Below are 19,074 nucleotides of genomic sequence, written 5' to 3'. Positions count from 1 at the left end.
AGAGCAAAGTTACCCTCCTAGACGAGTCCTTTCCTGGTACTCCGTTGTCGTTAGCGCTCCTGTTAACGCGGATGCTTGCATCCCGAACAAAGACAAGAGCCATGACTACCCTTATCTCGACACAAGCTTTACAGCTGGATACCCACGACGGTTTCCTGTTCAACGAACTCGCCTTTACCTTGCGCCAGGGCGACCGCATTGGCCTGATCGGCCACAATGGCTGCGGAAAATCCACCTTGCTGGGTCTGCTCAGCGGCACGCGGGAAGCCTCGTCCGGCACCATTCATTACGCCCGTGCCTGCCGCTTGCAGCACGTGGAGCAGCATTTGCCAGCCGAACTTGCCAGCCTGAGCCTGTACGACGCCTTGCTGGCGCCCGTGCTGGACCAGCCCGAGCTGCATTGGCGGGTCGACAGCCTGCTGGCCGAACTGGGCTTCGACCAGGAAACGGCGCAAGTGCCCGTGCATTCTTTATCCGGCGGCCAGCACACGAGGTTATTGCTGGGGCGCGCCCTGCTGCAGGAGCCGAACGTGCTGCTGCTCGATGAACCGAGCAATCACCTGGACTTGCCGTCGCTGCTGTGGCTCGAGCAATTCCTGCTGGCCTGGCGCGGCGCCTTCATCCTCGTCTCGCACGACCAGCGCCTGCTCGACAACGTTGCCACGCGCAGCTGGATCTTGCGCGATAGCCGCCTCTACGACTTCGACTTGCCGTGCGGTCCCGCGCTGGCGGCGCTGGCCGAAGCAGATCTTGCCGCTGCCGCCCGGCATGCGGCCGAACAGAAGGAAATCGACCGCCTGGCCGTCAGCAGCACCCGCCTGGCCCTGTGGGGCAAGGTCTACGATAACGTCGGCATGGCGCGCAAGGCCAAAAGCATGCAGCGGCGCATCGACAAGCTGCAGGACGAACAGTCGTTCGTCAGCGAGGGCGCGCCCTGGCGCTTGAGCTTGCGCGGCAAGGCGCTGGCGGCCGACCAGCTGCTGGCGCTTGATGGCCTGGACGTGCGCGCCGTGCCTGCCTCGCCCCTGCTGTTCCACGTCGGCCAGCTGTGGCTGAAACCGGGCGACCGCATCGCCTTGCTGGGCGCCAACGGCAGCGGCAAGTCGTCCCTGCTGCGCCTGTGCTGGCAAGTGATACAGGCGCAGGAGGAACGCAGCGACCTGCGCTACCACCACGCCGCCAACATCGGTTACTACGACCAGTCGCTCAAGCAACTGGCTGACGATGCCGACCTGCCTGACGCGCTGTATCCGTTTGCCGTGCAGAACGAGGCCGCGCGCAGCCAGGTGGCGCGCAAGCAGGCCTTGATCTCGGCAGGTTTTCCCTATGCGCGCCATGGCCAGACGGTGGCGACCCTGAGCGGCGGCGAGCGGGCGCGGCTGCTGTTCCTGGGGTTGTCGCTGGCCAGTTACCACTTGCTGCTGCTGGACGAGCCCAGCAACCACCTGGACATGCAGGGCAAGGCGGAACTGGGACAAGCCTTGCGCGGCTTTGCGGGTGGCTGTTTATTGGTATCGCATGACCGCGACTTGATCGAGACGGCTTGCAACCGTTTTTGGGTGGTGGCCGATGGCCAGTTGGAAGAGTGGCCCGATGCTGCCAGCGCGTATGCACGGCTCAGTGTGGAAGATGGTCAGGCGTTGACGCCCGCGCCGCGCGTGGAACATGCATCTGCGGTACTGGAAGATGTCGACGTGCAGCTGGAACGCTTGTGCGAACTGGAGCAATTGCTGGCGGAAGACCTTTCCCGCAAGCCGCGCCACCAGAAGCCGGCCAGCCAGCAGGCGTGGCTGGCGGAACTGGGACGCTTGAATCAGGCGCTCGGGATAACGTCGTAGTTATCCACTGGCAAAAAATGACGGACCAGTTGGTCCGCCATTTTTTTATTCAGTGCCCGTCGCTACAGGCCGCGCCGGATCGGCGCACCATTCGCTCCACGAACCCGGATACAGGGCCGCGCCAGGCAAGCCTGCCACTTCCAGGGCCAGCAAGTTGTGGCAAGCCGTCACGCCGGAGCCGCACTGCAGGATGGCCGCTTGCGGTGAATCTATCAATGCGCTGAAGTCGCGCTGCAGTTCCTCGGCGCTCTTGAAACGGCCGTCCGCTTGTAAATTATCTTTGAAGAAACGGTTTTTCGCGCTGGAGATGTGGCCGCCCACGGGGTCGATAGTTTCGTTTTCGCCGCGATAGCGGTCTGGCGCACGCGCGTCGATGACGGTCAACGCCTGGGTTTCCAGGTTGGCGATGACGTCTTGCACGCTGACCGTGCGCGTCAGGCTGGTTTTTTCCGTGATATTACCGACAGGGCGGGGCGCTACCGGCGTGACCAGCGGCAAACCCTGTGCTTGCCAAGCGGCCAGGCCGCCGTCGAGCACGGCGACGGCAGGATGGCCGAGCCAGCGCAGCAGCCACCACAGGCGGGCGGCGAACATGCCGCCCTGGCCATCGTAGGCGACCACTTGCGTGTCGTCATTGATGCCCCAGCCGCGCAAGGTGGCCAGCAGGGTGTTGCGGTCGGGCAAAGGATGGCGTCCCGTAAAATTCGCGCCGCGCGCCGTCTTGGGGCCGGACAGGGCCGTATCGATATCGGCGAACTGCGCGTTCTGGATGTGTCCGGCGGCAAACGCGTCGCTGCCTGCTGCCGGGTTGAGCAAGTCGTGGCGGCAATCGAGGATCACCCAGTTGCTGTCGTTTAGGTGGCTGGCCAGTTCGCTGGCCTGGATCAAGGTGGTGTACATCGGAAACGCTCCTTTACACTTCGCTGGCAATCGGATCCGTGCGCGCGATCGCCGCGCCACGGGCCGTGTTGCGGGTATTGTAATAGGTTGCCGCGATGCCCGAAGCGAGAATGATGCCGATGCCGGTCCAGCCGTGCCAGTCGAACAGGTCGCCGAAGATCACCACGCCCCAGAAGCTGGAAAAGACGATGCCCGTGTATTGCAGATTTGCAACCACGAGGGTCTTGCCCAGACGATAGGCGCGCGTCATGGCCATCTGTGCCATGGTGGCACACAGGCCGATGGCGGCCAGCAAGCCGATGCCGTAGGCGCTCGTGTGCGCATGCCAGACGACGGGGCCGCCGCCGGCGCTGGCCACGTGGCCGATCACGCCAGCGAGGAAATTGACGACCGAGAAATAAAACACGACGCGGTATTCGGGTTCGCCCAGCAAGCCCAGTTTACGCACCTGCAAGTAGGCGAGGGCCGACAGCATGCCGGAAATCAAGGCCGTGATGGCGCCGGCCAGCTGGTCTGTCTCGAACACCGGTTGCAGCAGCAGGGTCACGCCGACAAAGCTCATGGCAATGGCCGCCACCAGCGGCCACTCGACCTGTTTCGTACCTTTCCAGAAGCCGCCGGCCAGCAGGATCACGGCGATCCAGATGGGCGCCATGTAATTCAAGGTCATGGCCGTGGCCAGCGGCAGGATGGCGATCGCATAAAACCACAGCCACAGGGCGATCACGCCCACCACGCCGCGCCACAGATGCTGGCCCGGCATCGTGGTTTTAAAGCTGCCGCCCTGGTACAAAATCGTGCAGCTCATGACGATCATGCCGATGATGCCGCGGTACATGACGATTTCGGACGTCGAATACATATCCGACGCCAGTTTGACGCACACGCCCATGATGGCGAACATGAAACTGGCAAACAGCATCCATAACGATTGCATTGGATTCCCGGGAAATGAGAGGATAAAAAAAGGGCCGCGCAATGCGGCCCTTCTGCTAATTACAGCGCGATATTATTGCGGTACCACTCGTGGAAATGCTGCATGCCGTCTTCCATCGGCGACTGGTAAGGGCCCACTTCGCTCACGCCGCGGGCCATCAGGGCCTTGCGGCCGGCATCCATGCGCTGGGCGATTTCATCGTCCTCGACGCAGGTTTCCATGTAGGCAGCCCGTTCCGCTTCGACGAAGTCGCGCTCGAACAGCACGATTTCTTCTGGATAATAGAACTCCACCACGTTGCGCGTCTTTTGCGGACCATCGGGCCACAGAGTCGAGACGACCAGCACGTGCGGATACCATTCGACCATGATGTTCGGATACAGGGTCAGCCAGATGGCGCCATACGGCGGCGCTTCACCGCCACGGAATTGCAGCACCTGCTCCTGCCATTTCTTGTAGGCAGGCGAACCGGCCTGCTGCAAGCCGCGGTGCACGCCCACCGTTTGCACGCTGTAATCCTTGCCGAATTCCCAGCGCAGGTCGTCGCAGCTGACGAAGCTGCCCAGGCCCGGGTGGAACGGTTCGACGTGATAGTCTTCCAGATAGACTTCGATGAAAGTCTTCCAGTTGTAGTCGCACTCGTGGATTTCCACGTGGTCGAACATATAGCCGGAGAAATCGAGGTCTTTCGAGACGGACAAATCTTTCAATTTTTCCATCACGTTGTAGCCGTTTTGCTCGAACAGCAAGCCATTCCAGCTTTGCAGCGGCGTTTTCGACAGGTTCAGGCACGGTGTCTCGGGGAAATGCGGCGCGCCGATCAATTCGCCCTTGAGGTCGTATGTCCAGCGGTGCAGCGGGCAGACGATATGGTTCGCGTTGCCGCGGCCGTTGTACATCAGCGCCTGCCGGTGGCGGCACACGTTGGACAGCACTTCGATGCCGTTGGCGTTGCGCACGAGCATGCGCCCCTCGTTCTCAGACGCCAGGGTCGCAAAATCGCCGGTTTCCGGCACCATCAGCGCATGCCCGATATAGCGCGGGCCGGCTTGGAACAATTGCTGCATTTCACGCTGCAACAGCGTTTCGTCAAAATAGACGTGGACCGGAAGTTGCGCGTTTGAGCGCGCCAGCTTGGCGTGAGTAGCCAGATCGGACATCCCAACCCCCCATAAATGTACAACGGTCAGCAGTGCCCCAAGCCCTTGCCTGGACAACCGCTACAGAGAGAAAGAATCCGCAAAGACCTGAATTCAAATTTGTTGAAACGGTATTTCGGACAGAACCGGCGATTATAGCGCGTATCGGCCTCGGCATTGCCAAAACCCCCGGTAAATAGGCTACTTTAATGAGAAACATTGTCATTTGGCGCGCAATACCCGGTAGCGAGGGGCGATTGCGCTAAAATTCACTGCCAAGCTGGCAACGCTATTGACTTTGAGCGCGCTGATTGCGCTTTAGTTTTCACTTAATAGTGTGGTTTGTTCTAAAATAACGCTTCTATGCTGGCCGGGAGTCCCCGGCGTCTCCCTACAAGCCCCTCGTGCCACGAAGAGATCTGAGTCTATGTCGAAGAAATTAACTGCCGCTGCCGCAGCGCCGGCCTCGTTTGAAGAGGCGATGGCGGAACTGGCGCAGCTGGTAACGCAAATGGAAGCGGGCCAGTTGCCGCTGGAAGCATCGGTCGCGGCGTATCAGCGCGGCTCGGAACTGGTCAAGTATTGCGCTACCCAGCTCGATAGTGTCGAAGCGCAGGTGAAAGTATTGGAAGGCGACATGTTGAAACCGTTCGTGGATGCCGGCGAGGCCGCTCAATGATGGCCAGCATATCGCAAGACGGCGTCACCTTCGGCGACTGGATGCAAGCGACCCAGTCCGGCGTGGAAAGCCGGCTCGACCAGTTCCTGCCGGCGGCGGACGCGGTGCCGCACAAGCTGCACGCGGCCATGCGCTATGCGCTGTTGGGTGGCGGCAAGCGCGTGCGCCCGCTGCTGGTGATGGCGGCAGGCGAACTGTTTGATGCCGATCAAGATACCCTCGCGCGCGCAGCTTGCGCGCTGGAAATGATTCACGTGTATTCGCTCGTGCATGACGATATGCCGTGCATGGATGACGATGCCTTGCGCCGTGGCAAGCCCACCGTGCACATCGCCTACGATGAAGCGACGGCCCTGCTGGTCGGCGACGCGCTGCAATCGCAGGCGTTCATGCTGCTGGCCGACGGCGCGGCCATTCCACCGGCGCGGCAAATGGCCATGATCAAGCTGCTGGCGCACGCCTCGGGTTCGGCAGGCATGTGCGGCGGGCAGGCGATCGATCTCGACAGCGTCGGCCTGGCCTTGACCTTGCCGCAGCTGGAACAGATGCATCAACTCAAAACGGGCGCCTTGCTGCGTGCGGCCGTGATCCTCGGCGCGCTGGCCGGCAAGGACTTGACGCCAGACGAGATGACGGCGCTGAACGCGTATGCGCGCGCCGTCGGACTGGCGTTCCAGGTGGTCGACGACGTACTCGATGCCACGGCCGATTCGGCCACCCTGGGCAAGACGGCAGGCAAGGATGCGGCCGCCAACAAGCCGACTTACGTATCGATACTGGGGCTGGAACCATCGAGAGCCCTGGCAGAACAATTGCGGTGCGACGCCCATGCGGCGCTGGCGCCATTCGGGGACAAGGCACGCCGTTTGCGCGAGCTGGCGGACCTGGTCGTGCAGCGGAAGGCATAAATGAAACTGTTAGAAACCATCAATGAACCAGCGCAAGTGCGCAAGCTGGCCCGCTCGCAACTGGTGCCGCTGGCCCAGGAACTGCGCAGCTTCCTGCTCGATTCCGTTTCCAAGACGGGCGGCCACCTGTCGTCCAACCTGGGTACGGTCGAGCTGACCGTCGCGCTGCACTACGTGTTCAATACGCCGCACGACCGCATCGTGTGGGACGTGGGCCACCAGACCTATTCGCACAAGATCCTCACGGGCCGCCGCGAGCGCATGCACACGCTGCGCCAGAAGGATGGCATTTCCGGCTTCCCGAAGCGCGACGAAAGCGAATACGACACTTTCGGCACGGCGCACTCGTCGACGTCGATCTCGGCCGCTTTGGGCATGGCGCAGGCCGCCAAGATCAAGGGCGACCCGCTGCACGCGATCGCCGTGATCGGCGACGGCTCGATGACGGCCGGCATGGCGTTCGAGGCGATGAACAACGCGGGCGTGCAGGAAGACGTCAACCTGCTGGTGATTTTGAACGATAACGACATGTCGATCTCGCCGCCCGTGGGCGCGCTGAACCGCCACCTGGCGCGCTTGATGTCGGGCCAGTTCTATGCGGCGGCGAAAAATGTCGGCAAATCGGTGTTGCCCGGCCCCGTGCTGGAACTGGCGAAGCGCTTTGAAGAGCACGCCAAAGGCATGGTCGTGCCCGCCACCATGTTCGAGGAATTCGGTTTCAATTACATCGGCCCCATCGATGGCCACGACCTCGATTCGCTGATCCCGACCTTGCAAAACATCAAGCAATTGAAGGGTCCGCAATTCCTGCACGTGGTGACCAAGAAGGGCCAGGGCTACAAGCTGGCCGAGGCGGAACCGATTTTGTACCACGGCACGCCGAAATTCAATCCGGCGGAAGGCATCAAGCCGGCCACGGCGCCGGGCAAAATGACGTACACGGAAGTGTTCGGCAACTGGCTGTGCGACATGGCCGCGCACGACAAGCGTCTGGTGGGCATCACGCCGGCCATGCGCGAAGGCTCGGGCATGGTCAAGTTCGAACAGCAATTCCCCAACCGTTATTTTGACGTCGGCATCGCGGAGCAGCATTCCGTGACCTTCGGTGCGGGCCTGGCTTGCGAAGGCTTGAAACCCGTCGTGGCCATCTATTCCACCTTCCTGCAACGCGCCTACGATCAATTGATCCACGACGTGGCCCTGCAAAACCTCGACGTGACGTTCGCGCTGGATCGCGCCGGCCTCGTGGGCGCCGATGGCGCCACGCACGCGGGCAACTACGACATGGCGTTCCTGCGCTGCATCCCGAACATGGTCGTCATGGCCGCGTCGGACGAAAACGAATGCCGCCAAATGCTCACCACCGGTTACCATTATCCTGGCCCGGCCGCCATCCGCTATCCGCGCGGCGCCGGTGCCGGCGTGGCCATCGTGCCGGAACTGACGAGCATTGAAATCGGCAAGGGCGAGCTCAAGCGCCACGGCAAGCGCATCGCCATCCTGGCCTTCGGCTCGATGGTGGCGCCGAGCGTGGCGGCGGGCGACAAGCTCGACGCGACGGTGGCCAACATGCGCTTCGTCAAGCCGCTCGACGTGGCGCTGGTGAAACAGCTGGCCGCGGAACACGATTACCTGGTGACGGTGGAAGAGGGCTGCATCATGGGCGGCGCCGGTTCGGCCGTGGCCGAAGCGCTGGCTCTTGAGGCCATCGTCAAGCCGATCCTGATGCTGGGCTTGCCCGACACCTTCATCGACCATGGCGACCCCGTGCAACTGCTGAAAAGCGTGGGCCTGGACGCCGCCGGCATCGCCGCCTCGATCGAGCAGCGCTTTGGCGGCAGCCAGCCGCGCCTGGCTGTCGTCAGCTAAGTTTGTCTGCATACTGAAAAGCGGCACTGCGGTGCCGCTTTTTTTTCGTCCGCAGGAATTTTACGCTGCACTGCAACATTTTCCCCCGGGGAATGCTACGATGACGCTTTGATACCCTTTCAAAGTCCAACTTGCATTTCAGGAAATTTCACCGCCGTTCGCGCGCACTGGCCGGCCGCTGGCTGACGGGCATGCACGCCTATACCGACAAGCTGGCGCAGCGCCGTCCCCTGTGGATGGTCAGCCTGGCCATCGACGAAACGAATCTGTCCGAGGGCCTGCGGGCCGCGTGCGCCTCGAGCGCCATGCTGCTGCTGGGCCTGCTGTTCGACCATCCCGATTTTTCCTGGGCCGCCATCGGCGCCTTCTGGACTTGCCTGGCCGACGCGGCCGGCACGCGGCGCATGCGCTTCGTCTCGATGGTGGGCTTCGGCTTGCTGTCGACGGTCGCTGGCGGCCTGACGGCGCTGGCGGCCGGCCATGGCGTGGTGGCGGCGGCCATCGCCGTGCTGCTGTTTTCCTGGGCCGGCGCGCTGGCGCGCATCTGGGGCGCGGCCACGGCGCAAGTGGCCATCCTGGCGGCCACGGCTTGCGTGGTGATGGTCACGCATCCGCTTGAATCGATGACGCAGACGGCGCCTTTCCTGGGCCTGTACATGTTCGGCTGCCTGTTTGCCACCGTGCTCAGTTTTACGGTCTGGCGCATCCACCCGTTCAGCCCGGCCAGGCGCGCCATCCGTGCCGCGTATTCGCGCCTGGCCGGCATCGCGCGCGACAATGCGCGTTTCCTGGAGCAAGGCCCGGCATTGCCGGACGCGGCCGCGCATGGCGCCAGCTACCGCTCGCAGGCGCGCGCCGCGCTGGAAGCGGCGCGCGTGGCGCTGGCCGCCGTGCCGCCCGCGCGCGCGGGACGCAGCGCCCTGTACGACAACCTGCTGCTGGCGCTCAGCGACGCCGAGCGCATCTTCGCTTATCTGATCGCCGTCACGCATACGTGCGAGCGCGAGCAGCAGCACCTGCGCCAGGACCCGCGCGCGCGGCGCAGCCTGGAAGTGATGGCGGTGCTGCTGCGCCGCCTGGGGCAAGCCGTGCAGCGCCAGCCGGAAACGCCGCCCCTGGCATTGCAGCGCCGCCTGGCGGGCTGCGGACGGCGCCTGGAAGCGGCGCTGGGCGCCTTGCTTCCGCTGCGCCTGAACGTGGACTTCATGGAGCTGGGCTTGCCGCGCGCGACACAGCTGCCGTGGCGCGAGGCGGCCTTCCTGGCGCTGGGGCAGGCGTGGCAAACGGCGAAAGTCAACGCCACGCCGCATTCGCTGAGCTGGCGCCACGCGGCGCGCGTATCGCTGGCGACGACGGCCGGCTTCCTGCTGGTCGAAGCTTTGCAGATTCCGTTCGGCTACTGGGCCACGATGGCGACCTTATTGATCTTGCAGCCGTCCGTGTCGACCACCTGGCCGCGCGGCATCGAGCGGGTCGCTGGCAGCGTGCTGGGCGCCGTGCTGGCCGTGCTGATCGGCCTGGTCATTTACACGCCGCTGGGCATCTCGCTGGTGGTGTTTCCCCTGATCGTCGCCACGATGGCCTTGCGCCGTGTCAGCTACAGCCTGCACGTGCTGTTCATGACGCCCGCCTTCGTGCTGGTGGCCGACTATGCGGCGCCGGCCAGCGAGATGGTGTATGCGATGAGCCGCCTGGGCAACAATGTGCTCGGTTGCGTGCTGGCCCTGCTGGCCACGTTTTTCCTGTGGCCGGACCGCGAGGCGGACGACCTCGATCAGCGCCTGGCGAAAGCCGTGTCGGCCAACCTGAAATATCTGCTGGCCGTGCTGGCGGCGGGAGGGCGGTGGGACAGCGCGATTGCGCGCCTGCGCCGTGAGGCGGGGCTGGCCAGCAATAACGCGGAGCAAGTGCTGCAGCGCTTGCGCATCGAGCGCCGCCTGGACCGCAGCAGCGGCGTGGGCCTGGCGGCCCTGCGCACCTTGCCGCTGCTGCGCCGCGTGGCGGGCAGTACTGCGCGCATCAGTTTGAGTCCCCAGGCCGAGCCGGCGCCGCCCGAATTGCAACGGTGGATTGCCGCCGTCAGCGGGGAAATCGATGCGCTGCTGCGCGGTGCAGCCGATGCCAGCGCGCCCGGCCCGTGCGCGGCCGAGGGCTTGACGGCCCTGCAAGCGGATGCGGTGGCCCAGGTGCAGCTGCTGCGCGGCTTGCTGCGCGAGCATGTGCAGGCGGCCGATAGCGCGGTGGCATCCTCGCACTGAAGCGTAGCCGCTCGGCCGGTTGCGCCCGCAACCGGCCTTTTCCTGCTTGCGGCGCCAATATTGTATAGACGTTTGGCGCCTGCCAATCTCTCCAAATTCCACATTTAACAGGCTTCCCCGATATATTTTCTAAACCGGAAATTTATCGAAAGGAAACGTTGACTCTAAAATAAGTGCAGTCTATATTCGATTTCTCAGGATGTAAATTCTAAAAAGTAATAAGCATTCAATCGCAAGTGGCCTTCCTTTTTCCACGTTAATCGAAAGGTAGAAAATGTTCAAAAAGATCGCACTTTTCCTGTTCGCCGTTGGTGTCAGCGCATCCTATTCGGTGGGGGCGGCCGGCAACAGCTTGAGCGACTGCCAGCGCGAGTGTTATGGCGCCTTTACCGATTGCCTCGATTCTGGCCACTCCAGCAACACCTGCAAGGCATTGTTAAATGCATGCAAGGCCGAATGCGGCGTGCATTAAGAAACCGGGTGTGCCGGGGAAGAATTGACCCCGGTTTGGAGGTAACGATGACAAGGTGGCTTCATGATGCAAAAGAAAATTAAAACCATCGCCATGTATGGCTTGATCCTGGCCGCCGGCCTGGGCAGCGGTTATGGCCTGTCCTTGTTGCCCGGCTTGCTCAAGTCGAATTACACCGAGGGCAATTACGCCGCGTATTTCCCGAATGCCCAGACGAAGGTGGTGCTGTACGGCACGGACTGGTGCGGCTATTGCGCCAAGACGCGCGCTTACTTCAAGGAAAACAAGATCGAATTCGTCGATCTCGATATCGAGAAATCCCCGGAAGCAAGAAAAGCCCATGAAGCACTGGGCGGCGGCGGCGTGCCGGTGGTGTTGATCGGTAACCGCAAGATCCAGGGTTTCAATGCGGGCGCGCTGGAGGCGGCGCTGAAGAAAATCTGACGTTGCCACTTGTTAACTTGAAAGGCTGACCATGTTCAAAAAGATTGCCGCTTTCCTGTTTGCCGCCGGCACGGCCCTGTCCTTCAGTGTGCACGCGGGCAGTCCCGATTGCACCTTTGTCTGCGAACGCAACATGCTCGATTGCGTGGAGTTCGACCAGCCAGCCTGCCTGACGAATTACAGGGAGTGTATGAATCAATGCGTGCGCTAGGAACGCGCTGACGCAGTGTGGATGGCGCGTAAGAGACGGCGCGCCATGGATGTCAGTGATCGTCTGTCAATTCAACAGGAGTGCTTATGTTCAAAAAACTGGGTTTCTTTTTGTTTGCCATGGGCGTCAGCGCCTCGTATGCGATCGCCGGCGGCGGCGAGCCGGAATGCTATTCGCAATGCGATGACAGGCTGGATCAGTGCATGACGGACCATCCGACCGCGCCTGGTGCCTGCACCAAGATTCATCAGATGTGCTACGACCGCTGCGATCCATACTTGCCGTAAATGTGCCGTCCATGATGGTTGCCGGCCTGCCCGTATCGTGGCCGGGCCGGCTGAATCACTTCATCCGTCCTGCAGTCCCACCAAGGAATACTTATGTTCAAAAAGCTCGGGTTCTTTTTGTTTGCAATGGGCGTCAGCGCCTCGTATGCCATGGCCAGCAGTACCGCCGACATTTCGGAATGCCAATCCGAGTGCTATATGGCACTCGATGCCTGTGTCATGGAATTCAGTGTTCCTTCATGCGTCCGTGCCAATAAAACCTGCCTTCAGGCCTGCGGCTAAGTAACAGCCTGTCAGCCGGATAGAGCACGGCGATGCTGTTTGACAGGCATCGCCTTTTTTTCATCTCATCCCCGCGTGCGGTCATGCCGCCACAGCACGTCGCTGCCGCCGGCAAAGCGGTTGAGCACGCGCGACAGCACGAACAGCAGGTCCGACAGGCGGTTCACGTACTGGCGCGGATGTTCGTGCAGGGGCTCCGCATTGGCCAGCGCGACGATGCTGCGCTCGGCGCGGCGGCACACGGTGCGGCACACGTGCGCGAGCGAGGCGGCGCGCGAGCCGGCCGGCAGGATGAATTCGGAGAGCGCCGGCAAGTCCGCATTGTATTTCGCCAGCAGGTCATCGAGGCGCAGCACGTGCTCTTCCTTGATCAGCTGGTAGCCGGGGATGCAGATTTCTCCGCCCAGGTCGAACAGGTCGTGCTGGATGGCCACCAGCTCGTCGCGCAAGGCGTCGGGCATGGCTTCGCACAACAGCAAGCCGATATTGGAATTGAGTTCGTCCACGTCGCCCATGGCGTGGATGCGCGCGCTGTCCTTGCTGGTGCGGCTGCCGTCGCCCAGGCCTGTGCTGCCATTGTCGCCCGTGCGCGTGGCGATTTTCGAAAGTCGGTTGCCCATGATGCTGATCCTGTAAAGAAGAATGGGGCAGCATACGACACTGTGCGCCGCCCGGCGCCGGATTTGCGGGCAAATCGGACAAAAAATGCGGTGCGCGCCACTTTTGTGCTTACAATCGTTGCACGCCCATGCCCATTTGTCTTCCATCTTATGCTCAATGCTGCCCCTGAATCCGGATTGACCGCCGCGCGCCAGCAAGCCGTCGTCGCGGCCCTGCTGGCCGTGCTGCCGGCCCGCTGCGTGCTGTCCGACGCGGAAGATACGCGCCCGTACGAATGCGACGGCCTTGCCGCCTACCGCCAGTTGCCGATGGTGGTGACCTTGCCGGACACGGAAGAACAGGTCATCGCCATCCTCGGCGTCTGCCGCGAACTTGGCGTGCCGATCGTGCCGCGCGGCGCCGGCACGGGCTTGTCGGGCGGCGCCTTGCCGATCGCCGATGGCGTGGTACTGTCGACGGCGCGTCTGAACCGCATCGTGCGCGTCGATGCGTATGCGCGCACGGCCGTGGTGCAGCCGGGTGTGCGCAACCTGGCCATTTCCGAGGCGGCCGCGCCCCATGCGCTGTATTACGCGCCCGATCCCTCGTCGCAGATCGCCTGCAGCATCGGCGGCAACGTGGCGGAAAACTCGGGCGGCGTGCATTGCCTCAAATACGGCTTGACCGTGCACAACGTGCTGCGCGTGCGGGTCGTCACCATCGCTGGCGACGTGCTGGAACTGGGCGGCGAATGCCTGGACTCTCCCGGCCTTGACCTGCTGGCCGTCTTCATCGGCTCCGAAGGCATGCTGGGCATCGTCACGGAAGTGACCGTGAAACTGATACCGAAGCCGGCCACGGCGCGTGTGATCATGGCGTCGTTCGGCGACGTCGTCATGGGCGGCAATGCCGTGGCCAATGTGATCGCCGCCGGCATCATCCCGGCCGGGCTGGAAATGATGGACCAGACGTCGTCGCGCATGGTCGAGCCGTTCGTCAAGGCCGGCTACGACATCGACGCGGCCGCCATTTTGCTGTGCGAGGCGGACGGCACGCACGAAGAAGTGGAAGAGGAAATCGCGCGCATGACGGCCGTGCTGGAAGGGGCGGGCGCCAGCGCGATTGCCGTCTCGCAGTCGGAAGCGGAGCGCATGAAGTTCTGGTCCGGCCGCAAGAACGCCTTTCCCGCCGCCGGGCGCATCTCGCCCGATTATTACTGCATGGACGGCACCATCCCGCGCAAAAAACTGGCGGAAGTGCTGACGGGGATCGCCGCCATGGAAACGACGCATGGCTTGCGCTGCGCGAACGTGTTCCACGCGGGCGACGGCAATCTGCATCCATTGATCCTGTTCGACGCCAACATGCCCGGCGAATTCGAGCGCGCCGAAGCGTTTGGCGCCGACATCCTGGCCCTGTGCGTGGCCGTGGGCGGCACGATCACGGGTGAACATGGCGTGGGCATGGAAAAGATCAATTCCATGTGCGTGCAGTTTACGCGCGCCGAACTCGATGCCTTCTTTGCCGTCAAGCGCGCCTTCGATCCCCACACCTTGCTGAACCCGGACAAGGCGATTCCCACCTTGAACCGCTGCGCCGAATTCGGCAAGATGCATGTGACGGCGGGGCGCCTGCCGTTCGCCAACTTGCCCCGTTTTTAATTTTCCGGAGACCCTTTTGCAAGCGATAGCGGAACAATTCAGGCAGCAGATCCTGGCGGCCAGCGCGGCGGGCAAGCCCTTGCGCCTGCGCGGCGGCGGCACGAAAGACTGGTATGGCCAGCAGCTCGAAGGCGAGGTGCTCGACACGCGCGCCTATGCGGGCATCATCGATTATGAACCGACGGAGCTGGTGATCACGGCCCGCTGCGGCACGCCGCTGGCGGAGATCGAGGCGGCGCTGGTCGCGCGCAACCAGATGCTGGCGTTCGAGCCGCCCCACTTCGGCCCTGGCGCCACGGTGGGCGGCGTCGTCGCCAGCGCCTTGTCCGGCCCGCGCCGGGCCAGCGCGGGGGCGCTACGTGACTTTGTGCTGGGCGCCGTGCTGATGGATGGCCATGGCGAACGCCTGGCCTTCGGCGGACAGGTGATGAAAAACGTGGCCGGCTACGATGTCTCGCGCCTGCTGGCGGGGTCCCTGGGCACCCTGGGCCTGATCCTGGAAGTGTCGCTGAAGGTGCTGCCCTTGCCGCTGCGCGAAGCGACGTTTCGCGTGGCGTGCGCGGAAATCGCCGCCTTGCGCATGCTCAATGAATGGGCGGGCAAGCCGCTGCCGATATCGGCCAGCTGCTGGCATGATGGCGTCTTGAGCGTGCGCTTGTCCGGCGCCGAGGCGGCCGTGTCGGCGGCCCTGCAATCATTGAAAGGCGAAGTGCTGGCGCACGATGACGCGGCCGCCTTCTGGCTGTCCGTGCGCGAGCAAACGCACGCATTCTTTGCGGGCGCGGGCAGCCTGTGGCGCTTGTCGCTGCCGCCGCACGCCAGCGCCATGATCCTGAAAGGGCGCCAGCTGATTGAGTGGGGCGGCGCGCAGCGCTGGCTCAAGCTCGATGGCGACGCCGATGCGGCCGGCAGCGCGCAGATTCGCCAGGCCGTGGCGGCCGCCGGCGGCCATGCGACGCTGTTCCGCGGCGGCGACAAGGCCGTGGGCGTATTCCATCCGCTGGCGCCGGCCGTGGCCACCATCCACCAGCGTCTGCGGCAGGCTTTCGATCCGGCCGGCATCTTCAACCCGCACAGAATGTATTGAGCGCGCATGCAAACCAATCTCGCCGATTTCATCAAGAATACGCCGGCAGGCGACGAAGCCGAAGCCATCTTGCGCGCCTGCGTGCATTGCGGCTTTTGCACGGCCACCTGTCCCACTTACCAGTTGCTGGGTGATGAACTCGATGGCCCGCGCGGACGCATCTATTTGATCAAGCAAGTGCTCGAAGGCGCGCCCGTCACGGCCAAGACGCAGACGCACCTGGACCGCTGCCTGACCTGCCGCAACTGCGAGTCGACCTGTCCGTCCGGCGTGCAGTACGGGCGCCTGGTGGACATCGGCCGCAACGTCGTCGAACAGCGCGTGCAGCGTCCCTTGCGCGAACGCGCGCTGCGCTTCGCCCTGAAGGAAACCTTGCCGCGCCGCTGGCTGTTTACGCCCGTGTACAAGGCGGGACAGGCGCTGCGGCCGCTGCTCTCAAAAAGCTTGCAGGACAAATTGCGCCCGGGCGCCGGCGCCGGTGCATGGCCCGCGCGCCAGCACGCGCGCACCATGCTGCTGCTCGACGGCTGCGTGCAGCCGGCCATGTCGCCGAACATCAACGCGGCCACGGCGCGCGTGCTCGATGCCTTGGGCGTGCAACTGATCGTCGCGCCGAAGGCGGGCTGCTGCGGTGCCCTGCGCCATCACCTGAATGACCAGGACGCGGCGCTGGACGACATGCGCCGCAATATCGACGCCTGGTGGCCTTACGTAGACAGCGTGGACAGTGCGGAAGCCATCGTTATGACGGCGTCCGGCTGCGGCGCCACGGTCAAGGAATATGGCCATTTGCTGGCGCACGATGCGCAGTATGCGGAGAAGGCGCGGCGCATCGCGGCGCTGACGCGCGATCTGTCCGAGATCATGCCGGCGTTTGAAGCGGAACTGGCGGCGCTGCTGCAAGGGCGCATCGGAAAACGGGTGGCGTATCACCCGCCGTGCACCCTGCAGCATGGCCAGCAGGTGCGCGGCAAGGTGGAGCAGGTGCTGCGTGCCGTCGGCGTCGACGTGCGCCTGTGCGCGGACAGCCATTTGTGCTGCGGTTCGGCGGGCACGTATTCGATCCTGCAGCCGGCACTGTCGCAGCAGCTGCGCGACAACAAGGTGGCGAACCTGGAAGCGTGCGAGCCGGAGATGATCGTGTCGGCCAATATCGGCTGCCTGAGCCACCTGCAGTCGGGTACTGAGACGCCCGTGCGGCACTGGATCGAGCTGATCGACTCGGCCTTGTCTCCGGTCAAATAGGCACTTCGCTGTACTGCGCGATGCGCCATTGGGGCGCCGGCACGAAGTTGGCGGCCCACTCCAGCACGGCGTCGGCCGGCATGGGGCGGGCGATGCCGTAGCCTTGCGCCAGGTCGCAGCCCAGCTGGATCAAACGCGCGCCATGTTCGACGCTTTCCACGCCTTCGGCGATCACCGTCAGGCTGAAGGAGCGGGCCAGGCCGATGACGGCGCGCACCAGGTGCAGGTCGTCGCGGTCGTTGAGCATATTGCGTACGAAGCTCTGGTCGATCTTGACGATATTGGCCGGCAGGCGTTTCAGGTATGACATCGACGAGTAGCCGGTGCCGAAATCGTCGAGGGCAAACGTGATGCCCAGCGCCTGGCAGGCGCGGATGATGCGGCGCACGTCTTCGATGTCGTGCAGGGCCGACGATTCGAGGATTTCCAGTTCCAGCATGCTGGCGCGCACGCCGGGAAATTCGCCGAGGATGGTTTCCAGGCGCGAGACGAAGTCCGGTTGCTGGAAATGGCGCGCCGCGATATTCACGCTGACCACCCAGTGCTTGCCGCCAGCCACCCAGCGCTGCATCTGCCACAGGGCCTGGCGCAGCACCCATTCGCCGATGTCGATGATCAAATCCGTCTGTTCCACCAGCGGCAGGAATTGCGCGGGCGCCAGTATGCCGCGGCGCGGATGCTGCCAGCGCAGCAGCGCTTCCATGCCCACCACGGTACCGGCGCGCATGTTCACCTTGGGCTGGTAGTACAGCCGCAGTTCGCCATTGATCAGGGCGTGGCGCACTTCCGTGCGCTGGTTGTGATGGGTGCGCACTTCTTCATCGAGATTGGTGTCGAAGAAGTGGTACTGGTTGCGCCCCGTCAGTTTCGCCTGGTAGACGGCGTGGTCGGCGTGGCGCAGCAGGCTTTCCGTATTCAGGTCCTTGCCCGCGTAGACGGCGATGCCGGCGCTGGCCGTCATGTGCAGCGCCTGCTGGTCGCACTGGTAGGGGCGGCCCAGTTCCGCCATCAACTGCGTGACGTTCTGTTCGATGCTGGCGATGCTGGCCTGGCCGCACAGCAGCATGACGAACTCATCGCCGCCCAGGCGCGCCGCGTAGTGGACCTGGCCCGTAAAGCCGTGCAGGCGGCCGGCCACCTGTTTGAGGATTTCATCGCCGGCCTCGGCGCCGTAGCGATCGTTGATGGCCTGGAAGTGGTCGAGGTCGAACAGGCAGACGGCCAGCAGGCGCTGGCGTTCGCGCGCGAGGAACAGTTCCTGTTCGAAGCGGGCGGCCAGCGCGGCACGGTTGGGCAGACCCGTCAGCACATCATTGTAGTTTTGCCAGGACAGCTTTTGCAGCGCCTGCTGCATGTGCACGGTTTCGTTCAGTTGCTCGCCCAGCTGGCGCTGGCTGGTTTTCAGCGAGGTCAGCAGTTCTTCGATATCGCCGGCCATGCCATTGAACGACTGCGACACGGCTTGCGCCTCGGGCGTGGCGCCAGCCGCCAGGCGCACGGCGAAGTTGCCGTCGCGGAAGCGATCGGTCGCTTGCACGAAGCGCGCCAGCAGCTTGCGGTGCGTGGCCAGGATCAAGCCCAGCAGCACGAAGACGAGCACGATATTGATGCTGCTGAGGACGGCCTGCTCGCGCACCCTGAGCCACACCTGTGCCAGTGGCAGGCCGGGCGTGTAGTGCAGGTCGAGGATGCCGTCGCCGCCGTCCGGCAGCGCCACCGTCAGGCGGCTGCGGATGGCCGTGATGCCGGCCAGGCGCGCAAACCATGCCGGCACCGTGGCCAGCGTGCCGGCCAGCTTGCTGTCGGCCAGTACTTCGACATGCCCGCCAGCCGTGTCCCAGCGCGCGGAAACGAGGCTGCGGTTCAGCGGCAGGGCGCTGCGCAGCACTTGCCGGACGCTGTCGTGCATCGCGTGGCTGTCCGCGTGCACGGCCAGCGGCAGCACGCTATTGGCGAGGAACAGGTCGAGTTGCCGCGCATCGTTCTGGTAGCGCGCATTGGCCAGCGCCGTTTCCGTGCCGAGCAGGGCGTGATAGCGAACGGCGGAAACGGCGAGTATCAGGAAGAAAATAGGAAGAAAGAGGCGGGAATAAATTCCCATCCGCATCCATGAAGATAATATTTTCCCAAAGACTGGCATCGTTTTTTGATCGATATCTGCGAATAATTATGCAAACATTATCACCGAAATTTGCTATTGGAAACACAATATTGATATCAAGCATGAAATAAGTGCGGATTGATTGATTTTAGCAAT

Annotated in this window: 18 protein-coding genes; 13 read left to right on the top strand and 5 right to left on the bottom strand. The window is 63.3% G+C overall.

Features of this window, described 5'->3' with window-relative positions; genetic code table 11:
• Positions 1-101: 101 nt before the first annotated feature.
• Complete coding sequence (locus tag ACQ4WO_RS22250; RefSeq protein ID WP_436483283.1) at positions 102-1,838, top strand: ABC-F family ATP-binding cassette domain-containing protein; 1,737 nt, start codon at positions 102-104, stop codon at positions 1,836-1,838.
• A gap of 45 nt (positions 1,839-1,883) precedes the next feature.
• Here the strand turns inward: ACQ4WO_RS22250 and ACQ4WO_RS22245 are convergent, their stop codons facing one another.
• Genes ACQ4WO_RS22245 through ACQ4WO_RS22235 form a run of 3 tightly spaced genes read right to left on the bottom strand, consistent with a single transcriptional unit; the run spans position 1,884 to position 4,835 of the window.
• Positions 1,884-2,738 carry a sulfurtransferase gene (locus tag ACQ4WO_RS22245; protein ID WP_436483282.1) on the bottom strand — a complete coding sequence of 285 codons (855 nt, stop codon included), beginning with the start codon at positions 2,736-2,738 and terminating at the stop codon, positions 1,884-1,886.
• Between the two features lie 13 nt (positions 2,739-2,751).
• Positions 2,752-3,675: a DMT family transporter gene (locus tag ACQ4WO_RS22240; protein ID WP_436483281.1), complete on the bottom strand. Its 924-nt coding sequence runs from the start codon at positions 3,673-3,675 to the stop codon at positions 2,752-2,754.
• Positions 3,676-3,734: 59 nt separating this feature from the next.
• Positions 3,735-4,835 (bottom strand): putrescine 2-hydroxylase Put2H, encoded by a 1,101-nt coding sequence (locus ACQ4WO_RS22235; protein WP_436483280.1) that lies wholly within the window; start codon positions 4,833-4,835, stop codon positions 3,735-3,737.
• Positions 4,836-5,241: 406 nt separating this feature from the next.
• Here ACQ4WO_RS22235 and ACQ4WO_RS22230 point away from each other — a divergent pair, with 406 nt between their 5' ends.
• From ACQ4WO_RS22230 to ACQ4WO_RS22190, 9 genes are all read left to right on the top strand, one after another.
• Entirely contained in the window at positions 5,242-5,493 is a 252-nt protein-coding gene (locus ACQ4WO_RS22230) for an exodeoxyribonuclease VII small subunit (protein ID WP_046683420.1), read from the top strand.
• Positions 5,490-6,401 (top strand): polyprenyl synthetase family protein, encoded by a 912-nt coding sequence (locus ACQ4WO_RS22225; RefSeq protein ID WP_436483279.1) that lies wholly within the window; start codon positions 5,490-5,492, stop codon positions 6,399-6,401. Before ACQ4WO_RS22230 ends, ACQ4WO_RS22225 begins: the two co-directional genes overlap by 4 nt.
• On the top strand, positions 6,402-8,270 hold the full coding sequence (gene dxs, locus ACQ4WO_RS22220) for a 1-deoxy-D-xylulose-5-phosphate synthase (protein ID WP_436483278.1): 1,869 nt from the start codon (positions 6,402-6,404) through the stop codon (positions 8,268-8,270).
• A gap of 191 nt (positions 8,271-8,461) precedes the next feature.
• On the top strand, positions 8,462-10,528 hold the full coding sequence (locus ACQ4WO_RS22215; protein WP_436483366.1) for an FUSC family protein: 2,067 nt from the start codon (positions 8,462-8,464) through the stop codon (positions 10,526-10,528).
• A 274-nt stretch (positions 10,529-10,802) separates the two neighbouring features.
• Positions 10,803-11,000 (top strand): hypothetical protein, encoded by a 198-nt coding sequence (locus tag ACQ4WO_RS22210; RefSeq protein ID WP_436483277.1) that lies wholly within the window; start codon positions 10,803-10,805, stop codon positions 10,998-11,000.
• Positions 11,001-11,063: 63 nt separating this feature from the next.
• A complete protein-coding gene (locus ACQ4WO_RS22205; protein WP_034749103.1) occupies positions 11,064-11,444 on the top strand; it encodes a glutaredoxin family protein in 381 nt (126 codons plus the stop codon).
• A 31-nt stretch (positions 11,445-11,475) separates the two neighbouring features.
• On the top strand, positions 11,476-11,655 hold the full coding sequence (locus ACQ4WO_RS22200) for a hypothetical protein (RefSeq protein WP_436483276.1): 180 nt from the start codon (positions 11,476-11,478) through the stop codon (positions 11,653-11,655).
• Between the two features lie 86 nt (positions 11,656-11,741).
• On the top strand, positions 11,742-11,942 hold the full coding sequence (locus ACQ4WO_RS22195; RefSeq protein ID WP_034749098.1) for a hypothetical protein: 201 nt from the start codon (positions 11,742-11,744) through the stop codon (positions 11,940-11,942).
• Between the two features lie 93 nt (positions 11,943-12,035).
• Positions 12,036-12,224, top strand: a complete 189-nt coding sequence (locus ACQ4WO_RS22190; RefSeq protein WP_230518303.1) for a hypothetical protein — start codon at positions 12,036-12,038, stop codon at positions 12,222-12,224.
• Between the two features lie 65 nt (positions 12,225-12,289).
• Here ACQ4WO_RS22190 and ACQ4WO_RS22185 read toward each other — a convergent pair whose 3' ends face one another.
• Positions 12,290-12,844 carry a cob(I)yrinic acid a,c-diamide adenosyltransferase gene (locus ACQ4WO_RS22185; protein ID WP_070222612.1) on the bottom strand — a complete coding sequence of 185 codons (555 nt, stop codon included), beginning with the start codon at positions 12,842-12,844 and terminating at the stop codon, positions 12,290-12,292.
• Between the two features lie 150 nt (positions 12,845-12,994).
• Between ACQ4WO_RS22185 and ACQ4WO_RS22180 the strand changes: the two genes are divergently transcribed.
• Genes ACQ4WO_RS22180 through glcF form a run of 3 tightly spaced genes read left to right on the top strand, consistent with a single transcriptional unit; the run spans position 12,995 to position 16,817 of the window.
• A complete protein-coding gene (locus tag ACQ4WO_RS22180; protein ID WP_436483275.1) occupies positions 12,995-14,485 on the top strand; it encodes an FAD-linked oxidase C-terminal domain-containing protein in 1,491 nt (496 codons plus the stop codon).
• Positions 14,486-14,501: 16 nt separating this feature from the next.
• Positions 14,502-15,572: a glycolate oxidase subunit GlcE gene (gene glcE / locus ACQ4WO_RS22175; RefSeq protein WP_436483274.1), complete on the top strand. Its 1,071-nt coding sequence runs from the start codon at positions 14,502-14,504 to the stop codon at positions 15,570-15,572.
• Between the two features lie 6 nt (positions 15,573-15,578).
• Positions 15,579-16,817, top strand: a complete 1,239-nt coding sequence (glcF, locus tag ACQ4WO_RS22170; protein WP_436483273.1) for a glycolate oxidase subunit GlcF — start codon at positions 15,579-15,581, stop codon at positions 16,815-16,817.
• Here glcF and ACQ4WO_RS22165 read toward each other — a convergent pair.
• A complete protein-coding gene (locus ACQ4WO_RS22165) occupies positions 16,810-18,918 on the bottom strand; it encodes a putative bifunctional diguanylate cyclase/phosphodiesterase (RefSeq protein ID WP_436483272.1) in 2,109 nt (702 codons plus the stop codon). The genes glcF and ACQ4WO_RS22165 overlap by 8 nt on opposite strands.
• Between the last annotated feature and the right edge of the window lie 156 nt (positions 18,919-19,074).

Source organism: Janthinobacterium aestuarii, assembly GCF_051380835.1.
In the GTDB taxonomy this organism is placed as follows: domain Bacteria; phylum Pseudomonadota; class Gammaproteobacteria; order Burkholderiales; family Burkholderiaceae_D; genus Janthinobacterium; species Janthinobacterium aestuarii.
The sequence above is the reverse complement of the archived record's forward strand: the minus strand, read 5'-3'. Positions and strand labels throughout refer to the sequence as shown.

Coding starts and splice junctions, on each gene's coding strand:
- ACQ4WO_RS22180 (WP_436483275.1), top strand. CDS start 12,995: ATGCTCAATGCTGCCCCTGAATCCGGATTGACCGCCGCGCGCCAGCAA.
- ACQ4WO_RS22215 (WP_436483366.1), top strand. CDS start 8,462: ATGCACGCCTATACCGACAAGCTGGCGCAGCGCCGTCCCCTGTGGATG.
- ACQ4WO_RS22165 (WP_436483272.1), bottom strand. CDS start 18,918: ATGGGAATTTATTCCCGCCTCTTTCTTCCTATTTTCTTCCTGATACTC.
- ACQ4WO_RS22235 (WP_436483280.1), bottom strand. CDS start 4,835: ATGTCCGATCTGGCTACTCACGCCAAGCTGGCGCGCTCAAACGCGCAA.
- ACQ4WO_RS22240 (WP_436483281.1), bottom strand. CDS start 3,675: ATGCAATCGTTATGGATGCTGTTTGCCAGTTTCATGTTCGCCATCATG.
- dxs (WP_436483278.1), top strand. CDS start 6,402: ATGAAACTGTTAGAAACCATCAATGAACCAGCGCAAGTGCGCAAGCTG.
- glcF (WP_436483273.1), top strand. CDS start 15,579: ATGCAAACCAATCTCGCCGATTTCATCAAGAATACGCCGGCAGGCGAC.
- ACQ4WO_RS22200 (WP_436483276.1), top strand. CDS start 11,476: ATGTTCAAAAAGATTGCCGCTTTCCTGTTTGCCGCCGGCACGGCCCTG.
- ACQ4WO_RS22210 (WP_436483277.1), top strand. CDS start 10,803: ATGTTCAAAAAGATCGCACTTTTCCTGTTCGCCGTTGGTGTCAGCGCA.
- ACQ4WO_RS22245 (WP_436483282.1), bottom strand. CDS start 2,738: ATGTACACCACCTTGATCCAGGCCAGCGAACTGGCCAGCCACCTAAAC.
- ACQ4WO_RS22195 (WP_034749098.1), top strand. CDS start 11,742: ATGTTCAAAAAACTGGGTTTCTTTTTGTTTGCCATGGGCGTCAGCGCC.
- ACQ4WO_RS22185 (WP_070222612.1), bottom strand. CDS start 12,844: ATGGGCAACCGACTTTCGAAAATCGCCACGCGCACGGGCGACAATGGC.
- ACQ4WO_RS22205 (WP_034749103.1), top strand. CDS start 11,064: ATGATGCAAAAGAAAATTAAAACCATCGCCATGTATGGCTTGATCCTG.
- ACQ4WO_RS22250 (WP_436483283.1), top strand. CDS start 102: ATGACTACCCTTATCTCGACACAAGCTTTACAGCTGGATACCCACGAC.
- ACQ4WO_RS22230 (WP_046683420.1), top strand. CDS start 5,242: ATGTCGAAGAAATTAACTGCCGCTGCCGCAGCGCCGGCCTCGTTTGAA.
- ACQ4WO_RS22225 (WP_436483279.1), top strand. CDS start 5,490: ATGATGGCCAGCATATCGCAAGACGGCGTCACCTTCGGCGACTGGATG.
- ACQ4WO_RS22190 (WP_230518303.1), top strand. CDS start 12,036: ATGTTCAAAAAGCTCGGGTTCTTTTTGTTTGCAATGGGCGTCAGCGCC.